This window comes from Mesorhizobium silamurunense, from assembly GCF_014843905.1.
Taxonomy (GTDB): Bacteria; Pseudomonadota; Alphaproteobacteria; order Rhizobiales; family Rhizobiaceae; genus Mesorhizobium; species Mesorhizobium silamurunense.
Window position 1 is genome coordinate 58,185 of the sequence record NZ_LPVS01000017.1, and the last position, 13,768, is coordinate 71,952.

General features: G+C 61.1%; 14 protein-coding genes. 4 read left to right on the forward strand and 10 right to left on the reverse strand.

Features of this window, described 5'->3' with window-relative positions; translation table 11 throughout:
* Window positions 1-184: 184 nt before the first annotated feature.
* The 10 genes from AU465_RS04265 to panB form a co-directional block, all read right to left on the reverse strand.
* Complete coding sequence (locus AU465_RS04265; RefSeq protein WP_192244330.1) at window positions 185-439, reverse strand: helix-turn-helix domain-containing protein; 255 nt, start codon at window positions 437-439, stop codon at window positions 185-187.
* A 376-nt stretch (window positions 440-815) separates the two neighbouring features.
* Window positions 816-1,112: a hypothetical protein gene (locus AU465_RS04270; RefSeq protein ID WP_210324987.1), complete on the reverse strand. Its 297-nt coding sequence runs from the start codon at window positions 1,110-1,112 to the stop codon at window positions 816-818.
* Window positions 1,113-1,390: 278 nt separating this feature from the next.
* Window positions 1,391-3,214, reverse strand: coding sequence for a glutamine--fructose-6-phosphate transaminase (isomerizing) (gene glmS / locus AU465_RS04275; RefSeq protein WP_192244400.1), 1,824 nt, complete (start codon window positions 3,212-3,214; stop codon window positions 1,391-1,393).
* A gap of 632 nt (window positions 3,215-3,846) precedes the next feature.
* Window positions 3,847-4,821: a hypothetical protein gene (locus AU465_RS04280; protein WP_192244332.1), complete on the reverse strand. Its 975-nt coding sequence runs from the start codon at window positions 4,819-4,821 to the stop codon at window positions 3,847-3,849.
* Window positions 4,822-5,019: 198 nt separating this feature from the next.
* Window positions 5,020-5,586: a DUF2285 domain-containing protein gene (locus AU465_RS04285; RefSeq protein WP_246505853.1), complete on the reverse strand. Its 567-nt coding sequence runs from the start codon at window positions 5,584-5,586 to the stop codon at window positions 5,020-5,022.
* Window positions 5,489-5,863 carry a transcriptional regulator domain-containing protein gene (locus AU465_RS37660; RefSeq protein WP_376774812.1) on the reverse strand — a complete coding sequence of 125 codons (375 nt, stop codon included), beginning with the start codon at window positions 5,861-5,863 and terminating at the stop codon, window positions 5,489-5,491. The genes AU465_RS04285 and AU465_RS37660 overlap by 98 nt, the downstream gene beginning before the upstream one ends.
* 22 nt (window positions 5,864-5,885) lie before the next feature.
* Entirely contained in the window at window positions 5,886-6,518 is a 633-nt protein-coding gene (locus AU465_RS04290; RefSeq protein ID WP_192244335.1) for an acyl-homoserine-lactone synthase, read from the reverse strand.
* A gap of 93 nt (window positions 6,519-6,611) precedes the next feature.
* Window positions 6,612-7,337, reverse strand: coding sequence for a LuxR family transcriptional regulator (locus AU465_RS04295; RefSeq protein WP_192244337.1), 726 nt, complete (start codon window positions 7,335-7,337; stop codon window positions 6,612-6,614).
* 159 nt (window positions 7,338-7,496) lie between these two features.
* Window positions 7,497-8,360: a pantoate--beta-alanine ligase gene (gene panC / locus AU465_RS04300; RefSeq protein ID WP_192244339.1), complete on the reverse strand. Its 864-nt coding sequence runs from the start codon at window positions 8,358-8,360 to the stop codon at window positions 7,497-7,499.
* Window positions 8,357-9,193: a 3-methyl-2-oxobutanoate hydroxymethyltransferase gene (panB, locus tag AU465_RS04305; protein WP_192244341.1), complete on the reverse strand. Its 837-nt coding sequence runs from the start codon at window positions 9,191-9,193 to the stop codon at window positions 8,357-8,359. The genes panC and panB overlap by 4 nt, the downstream gene beginning before the upstream one ends.
* A gap of 173 nt (window positions 9,194-9,366) precedes the next feature.
* On the opposite strand from panB, the gene AU465_RS04310 reads away from it, so the two are divergent.
* The 4 genes from AU465_RS04310 (at window position 9,367) to nadC (ending at window position 13,763) form a co-directional block, all read left to right on the forward strand.
* The gene (locus AU465_RS04310) at window positions 9,367-10,332 is read left to right on the forward strand and encodes an NUDIX hydrolase (protein ID WP_192244343.1); all 966 of its coding nucleotides are present in this window, start codon (window positions 9,367-9,369) and stop codon (window positions 10,330-10,332) included.
* Between the two features lie 64 nt (window positions 10,333-10,396).
* Window positions 10,397-11,371 (forward strand): quinolinate synthase NadA, encoded by a 975-nt coding sequence (gene nadA / locus AU465_RS04315; protein ID WP_192244346.1) that lies wholly within the window; start codon window positions 10,397-10,399, stop codon window positions 11,369-11,371.
* Window positions 11,368-12,909, forward strand: coding sequence for an L-aspartate oxidase (locus AU465_RS04320; RefSeq protein ID WP_192244348.1), 1,542 nt, complete (start codon window positions 11,368-11,370; stop codon window positions 12,907-12,909). The genes nadA and AU465_RS04320 overlap by 4 nt, the downstream gene beginning before the upstream one ends.
* Window positions 12,909-13,763, forward strand: coding sequence for a carboxylating nicotinate-nucleotide diphosphorylase (gene nadC / locus AU465_RS04325; protein WP_192244350.1), 855 nt, complete (start codon window positions 12,909-12,911; stop codon window positions 13,761-13,763). The genes AU465_RS04320 and nadC overlap by 1 nt, the downstream gene beginning before the upstream one ends.
* Window positions 13,764-13,768 lie beyond the last annotated feature (5 nt).

The window sequence follows — 13,768 nt, forward strand, 5'->3', positions numbered from 1 at the left end:
GTTCCAACTTCCTGTTCGGCGAGCCCGTGTGCAATTTCCTCACTCGGACAGTGGACGAGAATTCTATTGGCGGTACTGCGTCAGAAGGCATTCGCGTCCAACGGAATTAAGCGTCGACTATCAGTTGCAAACTACACATCACAAGGTAGCGGATCTTCCACTCATTTGCAGATTATCCGACGGATCACGCGGCGTCTGATATGTCCGACTCTGCCTCAAGAATTCCCACAGGTATGGACAGCGATCTCGCTATCCGATCCCGATAGCCCTTGTTGTACCTCAGACCCGACTCGATGTTTTGGATTTCCTCAGCGGCAAGCCCGCACGCCACCGCGAGGTCCTCGATCGAATATCCAAGGTGCTCACGATAAGCGCGGATGATGTGGGTTCCCTCTGACATAGCCATCAAGACTGGCTCGGGAATGCGCGAATCCTTCATAGATACCTCCAAGAAGAGAGGAGCGCCTGATAAATCGGGAGATTTCCTCCCCGACCTGGCGCACCCAGCAAATCAAAAAAATGGACGTCGATTCGGCCGGACCGGCCTCATCCAATCCCGGGAATGGGCCACCTGAAATTGGCAGCCGGGTCGGGATATGGTGGCTCACCTGGTTCTGATCAAGTTCCAACAAGCGGCCAGCCCTGAGATCGCCTGATCGACTATACGGCATTCGTCCTGCGATCCCGACTCGTTCTCGCCGATGACTTACTTGAGCAGCAACTCGCCCCCCTGCCGCCGCCTCCGTCCAGGAGTCCCCACACTTTTGGGCTCCGGAACCCCGCGTCTTTATGATCCAACCGCTTGCATACCGCGCTTAGGGCGAGTCGCCGGCTACCGGAACCGACCCCAGTAACGCAACGATTTGTTGCACCCGTTTTTGCGAAGCCACTGCCTCAGCAGAGGCGATTTGCAGCTCTTGCAGCAGGGCGGCACGATCGTTCGCCTCCAGCTCCAGTGGACCGGCGCCTATTCCCGACAATAGCCATGAGGGACTCACGGCCAAGATGCCCGCCATCATCGCAAGGCGATTGGATTGCGGCGCGGCGCGGTCGCATTCCCATGCTTTCCAGCATGCCGCCTGGACACCAAGCCGGCGTGCGGCCTGCGCCATTGTAAGTTTGGTGACCTCGCGAGCGAACGAAATACGTCCCCCCAGAGTATCGGATGGCGCGAAATCACTAGGGTCGGTTTGAGTAAGAATTAGCTCGGTCCTCCTATGGCTTGGTTCAATTCGTTTCGGGCATGACCTGCTGCGAACTCCGACCATGCCGGCCATCGTTCCGATTCGAAGCCGGCCAGTCTAGACAGGATTCGGCCCCATCATTAAAGGGCACGTTAAGGTGTTGGCGCTTTCGGATGGAGGAGCATCGCCACCTAAAAGCGTCACAATCATTCGACTGTGACCGATTTCGCGAGATTGCGCGGCTGGTCGACATCTGTGCCCATGAAGAGCGCCGTATGGTAGGCAAGAAGCTGTATCGGCAGCGAGAAGATCATTGGCGCGATAATGTCGTCGACGGCCGGCAGCACGATCGTATGCATGGTGTCGAGTTTCGATGCGGCGGCCCCTTTTTCATCGGTGATGAGGATAATCCGCCCTCCACGGGCAGCCACTTCCTGCATGTTGGAGACGGTCTTGTCGAAAAAGCGATCATGTGGCGCGATGACGATCACTGGCATGTTCTCGTCTATCAATGCGATCGGACCGTGCTTCAATTCACCTGCCGCATAGCCCTCGGCGTGGATGTAGGAAATCTCCTTGAGCTTCAGCGCACCTTCCATCGCCAGCGGGAAACTGGTGCCACGGCCGAGATACAGGACGTGACGACACTTCGACAATTCGCGCGACAGGAGCTCGATCTCGGGCTGGATGCTGTCGAGTACCCGGCCCATGACGCGCGGCACTTCGGCGAGGCTTCTGACAAGCGCCTGCGCCTCGTCTTCGGTTACGGTTCCGCGGGCCCTGGAGGCGCCGATGGCGAGTGCGGCAAGAACGGCAAGCTGGCAGGTGAAAGCCTTGGTGGAGGCGACGCCGATCTCCGGTCCGGCAAGGATCGGGAAGACCGCATCGGCCTCCCGAGCGATGGTCGATTCGCAGGCATTGACGATGGCGCCAATTTTCAGCCCAAGCTCCTTGCAGTACCTCAGCGATGCGAGCGTATCGGCGGTTTCGCCAGATTGCGAAATGAAAAGGGCCGCCGACTGCGGCGACAACGGGATCTCGCGGTAACGGAATTCGGACGCGACGTCGATTTCAACCGTCAGGCGCGCATAGCGCTCGAACCAGTATTTTCCGATCAGTCCGGCAAGATAGGCGGTTCCGCAGGCAGAGATCGCCAGGCTCGGGATCCTGGCGAAATCGACGCCAGAAACCATGTCGGCGCGATTCTCTATGATGTTGATATAGTGGCCGAGCGCATGGGCGATGACCTCGGGCTGCTCGTGAATTTCTTTTTCCATGAAGTGGCGATGGTTGCCCTTGTTGGCCAGAGCGGCTGCGGCGGTGGAGGTCTGGCGCGGACGCTCGACAGGATGGCCGTCGAAATCGAAGATATGGGCGCCCGTCTTGCCGATCACAGCCCAGTCGCCGTCGATGAGATAGGTAACTTCATTGGTGAAGGGAGCAAGCGCGATCGCGTCGGAGCCCAGGAACATCTCGCCGTCGCCGTGACCGATCGCCAGCGGTGGTCCGTTGCGCGCCGCCATGATGGTCGACGGATCATCCTCAAAGAGGATGGCGAGCGCGTAGGCACCCCTGACGCGTTTCAGCATGGCAGCCATTGCTTCTCGCCGCCTCATGCCCTCCCGGCGGTGTCTTGCCAAGAGATGCGCGACCACCTCAGTGTCGGTGTCGGTCTGGAACTCGGCTCCGGCCGCCGCCAATTCGTCCTTCAGCTCGGTGAAATTCTCGATGATGCCGTTATGGACGACGGCGACACCGTCGGTAAAGTGCGGGTGCGCATTGCGTTCGGTTGATGCTCCATGGGTTGCCCAACGCGTGTGGCCGATTCCGATGTTGCCGCTCAGCGGCTCTTCCTTGAGTCTCGTCTCCAGATTGACGAGCTTGCCTTCGGCGCGTCGGCGGTGCAAGGCGCCCTCGGTGATCGTCGCAACGCCGGCCGAATCATAACCGCGATATTCCAGACGCTTCAAGGCGTCGACCAACCGGTCCGACACCGGCTGTTGCCCAACGATGCCAACAATCCCGCACATGTTTGTCTCCGCATTCTTCCCGGGCAGCTTCAGCCCGCGCATAATCACGAGCACGGACACCCACCCGGCTCGCTTAGATTCAGGATCTTGTAGAAGCATTCCGTAATATTGGTACAATCGATTGTAAGGATGAGTACCATCCACCCAATGGATAGACCAAGACGCGCCTAGATCATGATCCTCGTCGCCGCCGATCAAGATCCCGATTGCCCACCGCCCTTTGACACGCTGGCTTGCGCCGGCAGAGCTTAGCCCGCGGAGGCATCTCCCAGTGCGCTGTTCGTCGGCGTGGCCGAAACCGAGGTCAACGGGGTTCGTTGGCGCAGGCAACAGAGCGCGTCTAGTGACGGTTACCGCTTAATTTTCCCAATAGGGCGCAGCGCATAAACCTACTAAGCCTGCAACACAAATCTAAGGACCGGTCGATTCATTCAAGTTTGGCAGCTCAATCGGTGCCATCCCGCCTTGATTCGAACAGGTACTTATGCGCTGGCTGGCGCCATGGCGAGACCCACAGCGCCAGCAAATCCAACTGTGCAGACAACCGCTCGGGGCCGAAGAGACTGGAATGGCGGCATAGCCTCATCTTGCCTTACTCACGGTCGGGGAAGGCTATTTCGGGACTTTCGCAATCAGCGGATCACAGGCTCTCCATGGAAGCGGCGGCGCGATGGAGGAGAAACCCCGAAGCCGACTTCCATCATCAGCCTTGGCCTGTGCGCCGGCACGGTACCCATATGGAAGCCGAACGGATCCTCGATGAAACCAAGACCGGCCTCTCCGGTCAGCGTGACCGGGCTCTGCTCGCCGTAGACCTCCAGAACCTCTTGCGCGGGATGGCCGACGAGAAGGGTAAGCTGGTGCTTGAGGGCGCGGCGGTTATGGCTGCCGCGGACATAGACATGTGGGCCGGTGCCCTCGTCGACCGGCACAAGGTAGAAGAAGAACTTCAGCATCCGCCAGTCATCGAGGTCGAAGTGGTATTTGCCAAGCGAAGCCATGTTCTTGTCGGCCTCGGAGGCTTGGCCGGTCGGGAAACTCCACCAGACACGCGTGGTGATCAGCTTCGCCTGGCCGCCGAGATAGTGCGCGGCGATATCCACGAGCAGCGGATCGTTTTGGATGGCGAGTGCCGCATTGCAGCCGAGAATGCGCTCGAAATAGTGGCCGCTGAGCAAGGGACGGCCGAACCGGGCCTCAGCCTCCGCATGCTCCGTCGGCATGAATTCGAGGCGGCGGTCGAAATTGCCGAAGCAAGGTGTGCACGTGGCGAACGCGGCAACATCTTCAGAGACCGTTGTTGGCAGGACGAGGCCGGAAAACAGCCCATCCGAGCGTAGCGCGTCGACAATGTCTTTGCGATTGACGCCAGCGAACATCGTGTCCTGGGCTCTTTGCGACCTTCGGACCGGCTTTGCCCCACGCCAGTGCATTCTCCGTGCCGGCATGGTGCGCGCCAACATGAACATCGGCAGCCATGCCGGATTCTCGCGAATATCCGAGAGATAGGTCGGGATGCGTACAGCGATGCGATGAAGCATGCTGCCGTTTCGCGCGATCGCCTCAAGGCTTGCAGCGCCGGCTTTGTCGGAGTTCATATCGGTCATCAGAGTCCTCGGGGTATGTAATGCACTATCGACGAAGCATAGGCTCAGTGCTTCGTCCGTTTACCCAAACCTCGATTCCCGCCGCGAATGGACTAACCGCGCGTCACGTTTTGTGCAATGCACAATGACCCGATCATGGCCAACCTAGTCAGATCCCGGCGCCTTTTCGAATAGGCCATTTACTAGCTCTCACCACAATCACATCAGGAACTGTCTGTAGCCGCCGCCCATCAGGTAGCGGCCACGTTGGATGGCGCGACGCACCTGGTCGCGTAGATGGTTGCCTGGATGAGACCAATCTTCTTCGACACGCCGTCTCCCGAACAGGGCAATGGCGATCTCCTGATGGGATGCGCCAGCAAGCGAGCCATCCAAAGCCTGGAGCACGATACGAAGACGCCCTCCGCGAGGTTCTGGCGGAAGGCAAGCAGCTGCCAGGCGGCCGCAACCATTGATGTCATTCAGGAACTGAAGGGCGGCGACATGGAACTTCAGGTGCCGCGGCGGCACGATTGCGTCGACATATAACCGCAACGGGCAGAGAACGGAGGCACCGGAAACGGCGATCTGCAGAGTCCGACAGTCCTCCCTAAGCAGCACGTGCTGCATGCCGGCAGGTGTCAGCAGGACGTCCTTGCCGCATGAGAGCGAAGAAAGATCAAGCGGTTCAAAATTGTGGTCGAGCCCAACCGGCTCCGCGGCCGCTCGCAGGACGCGGGCGCAATCGCGAGGATCCCAAAAGACCTTTGCCGACGTGGCGTCCAATTGTGGCGCATCCGCGAAAAAGGAGGCTCCATTCCCTGAGGCAAGATGATCTTGTCGTCAGCTCGATTATCTTCGTATCGGCGTGTCCTGGGACGATGCACGCTGCCGGCGCCATTTCGGCGTGGTCGCGCTGGAATTGGGGATTGCGCCGAAGAAATTCCCAGGCCCAGGCAGTGCGCGGCAATCGTCTGGCGTAGTGGTAAGCTTCGTGGCGACGCCAGTCCGGCCAGCATACAAGACCGACCGTCGCATCCTTGGGCAGACCAGCATCCGTCACGGCTCAGTTGTCCACAAAAGCGCTATGCCGAAGGGCCTAAAACCGGTTGCCACAGTACCGGTCCGCTCAGCCGCCCCCTGCTGCGGACGCGCAAAAGGCTCACGTGGGAAATCTCGAGGAACCCGGCCACCGCCTCCGTTTTGCCGACGGGCATCGCCTGTCCGATGCGCGACAATGGCCACGTTGCGAGGCGAAGGATCCGTTCCATGCGCGTATCGGTCACCGTTACTATCCGGGTGAGATCATTGGCCAAGCCGAACTCGATCATACCGGCGAACAGCTCGTAGGTAGCCTGCGCCAGCCCGCCCGCCGCCTTGGGCGCTGACGGAGGGAGATCGAGCGCGAAACGACTGCTCTCCCATATGTCGGCGGTCGAGGGCACAACGTCAGCACCCAGCAGCACCGGGAACGTGTCGCGCAACATTGTGGGCCCGGTGCTGGGCAAAAGACGCACGCAACCGCGAATTCGCCAATCGGATCCCTTGAGAAGCAGATAGACAGGCTTGAAGCCATCAAATGTGTCGGTTTCCATTTCGTCTTTGGTCTGAACTTCCCAATCGAGCCTTGCCTTGAACACCCGATATCTGAGCCCGTGCATCTCTTTGAGCTCGCTTGCGAACTCGCCGTAAAGGTCCGGTGTTATCAGCTGCATCATGGTCGCCTCCGTGCGGGATGTGTTCCCGCCATCGAAGGGCAAAGCTGACGGTGATGCAGCCTGTAGACGTTTACAGCTATCTTGGCGGAAGGATCACGATCTCGCCTGACCGGACGCAGCCAGGCGCGCGACGGCCTGGTTGACCGTCCGCACGCCAAGCTTTGCCTTGGCGTTTTCCAGATGGAAGGTCACCGTGCGCTTCGAGACGCCGAGGATCTGGCTGACGTCCCAGGCCGACTTGCCGCGCGCCGTCCATTTCAGGCATTCGAACTCTCGCGGAGTGAGCGTTACACCATCCACCACGCGATCGTCGGCGAGCCTGCGCCGGACATGGATGTGAAAGTTGATCGCCACCAGCTGCAACGCTTTTTCATAACGTGTCAGTGACCGCAAAAGGCGCGGATGGGATTCGTCGGAAGCAAAGGTCAGCGCAGCAAACCGGCCGCGATGATCATGCATGGACATCGTCAATCCGCCGCGGATGCCATACTCAGCTGCATTATCCAGAATTTGTTGCTGTGCCGTCGGCAGGCACTGCCGAGCGCGATCCACGCCCCAATCAAAAGTATCCCAGCCTTGCAACCCGCGCAGGATCACCGGATCAAGGCTGTGGTACCGCTGTTGCAGATAACGTGATGTCCAGGATGAAGGATAGTTGGAGATCAGGCGCGGCGCATCGCCGGGGACCGACGGGTAAGTAAAATAGGCGAAGAGCGGAAAGTCGAAGCCGGCGGCGGCGAACGCTATTGCCTCACTGAGATCGGCAGCATCAACGCTTGCATAGAGTTGCTCGACGAAATTTTCAAACACGCGATGCATCTGCGCTTTGCATAACCTCCGTGAATGTCGCTCGATGCCAGGCAGAGCACGGGTTTAAACGATCACGCACCGATACAGCGCGTACGATCTCGTCCCTTCATCGCCGCCATTGCTTTCCTGCTTCTGCTTGCGGAGCGTGACCCACAGCCGAGAACCTCGTTAATTTGTTAAGCCAAACGGTGATGTTCTGACGTTGTCGATGAGCCGTGTGTCGCCGAGCCAAGCCGCGACAAGCAAGCGTGCCGGTCGGTGAACGCTTGTCATCGGTTGCAGATCCACCTCGCCGCGAAGCTCCAGGTATTCGACCTCGCGGTAGCCCGCAGACAAAATTGCTGCGCGCGCCTCAGCAAGTGTTTCCAGGAGGGGACCGCCGCGTGCAAGCCGATCAGCCGTCTCGAACAGGACCGATGGTAGCTTCGGGGCAATGGTGCGCTCGGCTGGCGAGAGCCGGGCATTGCGCGAGGATAGAGCGAGACCATCGCCTTCGCGGACTGTCGGACAGTGAACGATGGTGATTGGAATATCCAGATCCTGGACCAGCCGCTTGACAAGCCGAAGCTGCTGAAAGTCTTTTTCGCCGAAAAAGGCGAAATCAGCGCCGGTTTGCAAGAAGAGTTTGGCAACGACGGTCGCCACGCCATCGAAATGGCCCGGCCGAAACGCGCCGCACAGGCCTTCACTGACGCCGGAGACTGAAACGGTCGTGGCGAAGCCCGGCGGATACATCTCCTCTGCATCCGGCACATAGAGCAGATGCGCGCCCAGCGACGCGAGCTTTGCCGCATCTTGGCTTTCCGTCTGGGGATAGGCGGCAAGGTCGGCGGCACTGTTGAACTGCTTGGGGTTGACGAACAACGTCACGATGACCCGCTCGGCCTTCTGAAGGGCTGCACGCACGAGGCTCAGATGTCCTTCATGCAAGGCCCCCATGGTCGGCACCACTGCGACACTTGCGCCCGAGCGGCGCCATCCCGCCACAACAGTGCGAAGCTCGGCAACGGTTCGAACGATCGGCACGCTCATGCGAAGTCTCCGGGCCTCGACGCGGCGGCGTAGACATGTTCGGCCGCCGGAAAGCGCCGGTCCCTCACATCGGCGGCGTAAGTGCCGATTGCCGCCTCGGCCTCTGAGCCTAGTTCGGCATAGCGCTTGACGAATTTCGGCCGAAAGTCGGTGAACATGCCCAGAATGTCGTCAACCACCAGAATCTGGCCGTCGCAGGCTGGCGAGGCGCCGATCCCGATCGTTGGGATGGCGATCTGCGCAGTGATGGCCTTTGCAAGCGGCTCGGGCACTTTCTCCAGCACCACTGAAAAAGCGCCGGCCTCCGTGACCGCACCGGCGTCGCGCCTGATCCGCTCAGCATCGTCTCCCAGCCCCTGCACGCAATAGCCGCCGAATGTGTTGACCGCCTGCGGCGTTAGTCCGACATGGGCCATCACCGGGACGCCGCGGGCCGTCAGGAAGCGGATGGTTGCTGCCATGCTCTCGCCGCCCTCGAGCTTCACCGCTGCACAGCCGGCCTCTGCCATCAGGCGCGCAGCGTTGCGGAATGCCTGCTCTGGCCCCTCTTCGTACGAACCGAACGGCAGGTCGACGACCAGGAGGGCCCGCTCGAGCCCGCGCCGCACTGCCTTGCCGTGCATGATCATCATGTCGAGGGTGACTCCCAGCGTCGAGGACAGGCCGTGCAGCACCATGCCTACGCTGTCGCCGACGAGGACGATGTCGCAGTGTCGATCAACCAGCTTCGCGATCGGCGTGGTATATGCCGTCAGGCATACGAGTGGAGTCTGGCCCTTCCGCAAGCGAATTTCCGGCGGTGTAATAGCGTTTGTATCTCCAGCTGCGCTCACCCCGTGCCTCCTTCCCTTGCGTTACCCCCGACGGGCGTCGCGTTTGGCACATTTTTGTGCAAGTGCGAAGAGCTAAAAAAGGCCGTGCAGCACTGCGGTGTTGACGTGCGGGCAGCCACGCTTACATTAAATCGATTAAGGCGCCCGAGACTGGGCTAACCACTTTCGCGAACATGGACCATCAGGCAACAGGAACCGGGAAAGACAGAGGCGCCATCAAGGCTGACGAAGTCAAAGTGGACCTGATCGCCGTTGTCGTCTCCGTAAACGACAGTGAACCCTGTGTCCTCACCATCGGGCAGGCGGACACCCTGCCCTCCGGACCATTTGCGCTTGAGCACCGATCGCCGCAATCCGGTTTGAGGGGGTGGGTGGAGCAGCAAACCGGCCATCCGCTGGGGTACATTGAGCAACTCTACACCTTCGCCGACCGGGACCGCATCGGCGCGGCGCGCCAGCAGCGGGTCATCGCCATCAGCTATCTCGCATTGACCCGCAAGGAACAGGCCGCGGGTTCGCCCAAATGTGGCTGGCAAAGTTGGTATGAATATTTTCCATGGGAGGATCACCGCTCCGGCACGCCGCCGGTGCTGGATGTTCTGCGACCGCACCTGATTGAATGGGCAGACGGCGCCAGCGACACCGCCACGCGACGCGAACGCCGGCAGCGGGCGGCGATCGCCTTCGGCTTCGACGACCGCCATTGGAACGAGGAACTCACGCTTCAACGCTATGAGTTGGTCTACGAAGCAGGCCTGGTCCAAGAGGCCGCAAGCCGACGGGACGCGACGCCGCCTCCGCTGGTGGCCGGCAAGTTCATGGTCGCCGATCACCGCCGCATCGTGGCGACCGCTATCGCGCGGCTGCGCTCCAAGATCAAATACCGGCCCGTCGTCTTCGAGCTGATGCCGCCGGTTTTCACACTTTTGCAGCTGCAGCGAACCGTGGAGGCGCTCTCCGGCAGGCTCATCAACAAGCCGAACTTTCGACGGCTTATCGAGCAGCAAGAGCTGGTTGAGAAGACTGGGGAGACTACCGCCGAAACCGGTGGCCGGCCGGCGCAGCTCTACCGCTTCCGCCACGCCATCCTCGACGAGAGGCCTGTGGCCGGGACAAAATTGCCGCTCACCCGGGGTTGACACGGCTTATAGTCACAACGAATATATAGGTCTTATAATCATGTAGACTATAACTGGAGGCTCGATGAGCGCCGTCTTGCCTTCGGGCGCGTCCCTGTACGACCGCGTTCGGCGCGTCATCCCCCCGATCGAATGGCCGATCTTTCTGGACGATATCGAGGCAATTCTGGCGCTGAAGCGGGAGCGCAACGCCGTTATCCTGGCGCACAACTACCAGACGCCGGAGATCTTCCACTGTGTCGCAGATATCGTCGGCGACAGCCTGGCGCTTGCCCGCAAGGCGATGTCGACCGAAGCGGACGTGATCGTGCTTGCCGGCGTGCATTTCATGGCCGAGACGGCAAAGCTGCTCAATCCGCAAAAGACGGTGCTCATTCCTGATTTGCACGCAGGCTGTTCCCTGGCCGACTCGATTACCGCCGAGGACGTGCGCCTAATGCGTCAGCGCATTCCGAATGTGCCGATTGTCACCTATGTCAACACGTCGGCGGAAGTGAAAGCCGAGTCCGACATCTGCTGCACATCGGGCAATGCGCGGGCTGTGGTGGAGTCCCTGGGTGTTCCTCGGGTGATCATGCTGCCGGATGAATATCTGGCCAAGAACGTCGCTGCCGAGACGGATGTCGAGATCCTTGCCTGGAAGGGCCATTGTGAGGTGCACGAGCGCTTCACTGCCTGCGACGTTCGTGAATTGCGTCAGGCACATCCTGGCGTCGTGGTGCTAGCTCACCCCGAGTGCCCGCCCGAAGTGGTGGCCGAGGCCGACTTTTCCGGCTCGACCGCAGCCATGTCCGACTATGTCGGGCTGCAAAAGCCGCCACGCGTCGTGCTGCTGACGGAATGTTCGATGAGCGACAATGTCGCGCTCCAGCATCCGGAGCTCGAGTTCATCCGGCCCTGCAATTTGTGCCCGCACATGAAGCGGATAACACTCGCCAACATCCGTGCGGCGCTGGAGCAGAACCGCCATATCGTGACAATCGAGCCGGAAATCGCCCAGCGCGCGCGGCTTGCGGTCGAACGGATGCTGGCACTTTGAGCGCCGATGTCCGCAGCTTCTTCGGGCGGCCCATTATCATTGGCGGCGGCATCGCCGGGCTCATGACCGCGCTTCATCTGGCGCCGGAGCCAGTGCTTCTTCTGTCCAGGACCCTGCTGGGGGCCGACACGTCGAGCACCTGGGCACAGGGCGGTCTGGCCGCGAGCCTCGGTAATGACGATGATACGGCGCTGCACCTTGCCGACACGCTCACCGCAGGGGACGGGCTCTGCGACAGAGACATGGCGGACCGCGTCCTAAAGGCAGCGCCTGCTGCGATCGAGGGGCTTGCGGGCCTCGGGGTCCCCTTCGACCGGACGCTGAAAGGGTGTCTGCGCCTCGGATTGGAGGCCGCGCATAGCCGGCGTCGCATCGTTCATGCGCATGGCGACGGAAGCGGGCGTGAGATCATGCGTGCCCTGATCGCGGCCGTGCGTTCCACTCCATCGATTGTTGTCCTGGAGGGCGTGGAAGCGCGCCGGCTGGCGGTGAGCGACAATGCGATCCGCGGCGTCTGGGCGAGCTGTTCACTAGGATCCGTTTTCTTCGGCTCACGGCGCGTCGTCCTCGCCAGCGGTGGGATCGGCGGGCTATTTCTAGACACCACCAATCCATCCGGCAGTTGCGGACAGGGCCTGGCGCTTGCGGCCCGCGCGGGAGCTGTCCTTGCCGACCTCGAGTTCATCCAGTTCCACCCGACCGCGCTTGACGGGCCCGAACGCCCGATGACGCTGATCAGCGAGGCTGTTCGCGGCGAAGGTGCCGCCCTCATCGACGAAACCGGCCGACCCTTTCTCCGGGGCGTGCCAGGGGCGGAACTTGCGTCTCGCGATGTCCTGGCGCGCGCCGTATGGAACCATCTGGCCAACGGCCACCGCGTTTTCCTCGACGCGCGGCGACGGCCGGGTTCGGAATTCGCGCGACAGTTCCCCACAATCGCATCTGCCTGCCGTGGAGCCGGCATCAATCCGGCGCGGGACCTTATTCCCGTTCGCCCCGCCCAACACTACCACATGGGTGGAGTGGCGGTTGACGGATCCGGCCGCACCTCCGTCAAGGGGCTCTGGGCCTGCGGCGAAGTCGCCTCGACCGGACTGCATGGCGCCAACAGGCTCGCCAGCAATTCCCTGACTGAGGCGGTCGTGTGCGCGCGCTGGGTCGCGGAAAGCGTGGCCGGAACCCCTGCCCGCAGGACAAAGCCTGCGTTTGGAGGCGATTACCTATCGCCTGATCCCATACCCGTGCGTCCTTCCGTGTCGCCCGCACTCGGCATCGTCCGGAATGGTGCAGGTTTGAAAGCAGCTATACGGGCCTTGCTGCCGATAGCCGAAAGCAAGCACGCAGCAGCGGATCCGGCGGCCGTTGGGCTGATGATCGCGATTGCAGCGTTGCGGCGCGAGGAAAGCCGAGGCGCCCACTACCGGACGGATTTTCCCCATCAGGCACCCGTTGCCAGACGCTCCGAAATCACACTCGAAGCGGCCTTAGGGGCAGCGCGGGAACTCGCAAATTCTCCAGCGCTGGCAGGCCTCACGTAATGAACCTCAGCCCCCTTCCCGTCATTATGCTCGAACCACTGGTGCGGGCAGCCCTTCTCGAAGACCTCGGCAGAGCCGGTGACTTAACTACGGACGCCATTGTAACACCCTACCACTATGCAAGAACCGTGCTGGCGGCGCGCCAGCGCGGGGTTGTTGTGGGGCTCGATCTGGCCATTCTGGCCTTCCGCCTGATCAGTCCCGATGTTGAAATCTCGGTGGAGCGGCCAGACGGCAGTAGTGTCGTGGAAGGGGAGGTCATCGCATCGGTAAGTGGCCCGGCCAGGACCATTCTCACCGCAGAACGCACCGCGCTCAATTTTTTATGCCATCTGAGCGGCATTGCCACCGCAACCGCGTCGATTGTCGCAGCCGTTCGCGAACACCCTGCGAAGATCACCTGCACCCGCAAGACGACACCCGGCTTGCGCGCTATCGAAAAATACGCCGTGCGCGCCGGTGGTGGCGCCAATCACCGCTTCGGCCTCGATGACGCCATCCTGATCAAGGACAACCACATCGCCATCGCCGGCGGGATCCGTGCGGCCATCAAGCGCGCGCGAGCAAGTGCAGGTCATCTCGTCAAGATCGAAGTCGAGGTCGATACACTGACCCAGTTGGAAGAGGCCCTGACGCTCGCCCCCGACGCCATCCTGCTTGACAACATGTCGGTTGACCAATTGCGAGAGGCGGTGCTGATGGTCGCCGGTCGAGCCATCACCGAAGCATCGGGCAGGATCACCGCCGCGTCAGCGCCAGCCATCGCCGCCACCGGCATCGATCTTATTTCCATCGGCTGGCTGACCCATAGTGCGCCGATCCTCGATATCGGACTTGATTTTCGAGCGCCCTGACGGCC

What these genes read in the sequence shown, in the direction of transcription:
- AU465_RS04265 (WP_192244330.1), bottom strand. Translation starts at nt 439, where the DNA reads ATGAAGGATTCGCGCATTCCCGAGCCAGTCTTGATGGCTATGTCAGAG.
- AU465_RS04270 (WP_210324987.1), bottom strand. Translation starts at nt 1,112, where the DNA reads ATGGCGCAGGCCGCACGCCGGCTTGGTGTCCAGGCGGCATGCTGGAAA.
- glmS (WP_192244400.1), bottom strand. Translation starts at nt 3,214, where the DNA reads ATGTGCGGGATTGTTGGCATCGTTGGGCAACAGCCGGTGTCGGACCGG.
- AU465_RS04280 (WP_192244332.1), bottom strand. Translation starts at nt 4,821, where the DNA reads ATGACCGATATGAACTCCGACAAAGCCGGCGCTGCAAGCCTTGAGGCG.
- AU465_RS04290 (WP_192244335.1), bottom strand. Translation starts at nt 6,518, where the DNA reads ATGATGCAGCTGATAACACCGGACCTTTACGGCGAGTTCGCAAGCGAG.
- AU465_RS04295 (WP_192244337.1), bottom strand. Translation starts at nt 7,337, where the DNA reads ATGCATCGCGTGTTTGAAAATTTCGTCGAGCAACTCTATGCAAGCGTT.
- panC (WP_192244339.1), bottom strand. Translation starts at nt 8,360, where the DNA reads ATGAGCGTGCCGATCGTTCGAACCGTTGCCGAGCTTCGCACTGTTGTG.
- AU465_RS04310 (WP_192244343.1), top strand. Translation starts at nt 9,367, where the DNA reads ATGGACCATCAGGCAACAGGAACCGGGAAAGACAGAGGCGCCATCAAG.
- nadA (WP_192244346.1), top strand. Translation starts at nt 10,397, where the DNA reads ATGAGCGCCGTCTTGCCTTCGGGCGCGTCCCTGTACGACCGCGTTCGG.
- nadC (WP_192244350.1), top strand. Translation starts at nt 12,909, where the DNA reads ATGAACCTCAGCCCCCTTCCCGTCATTATGCTCGAACCACTGGTGCGG.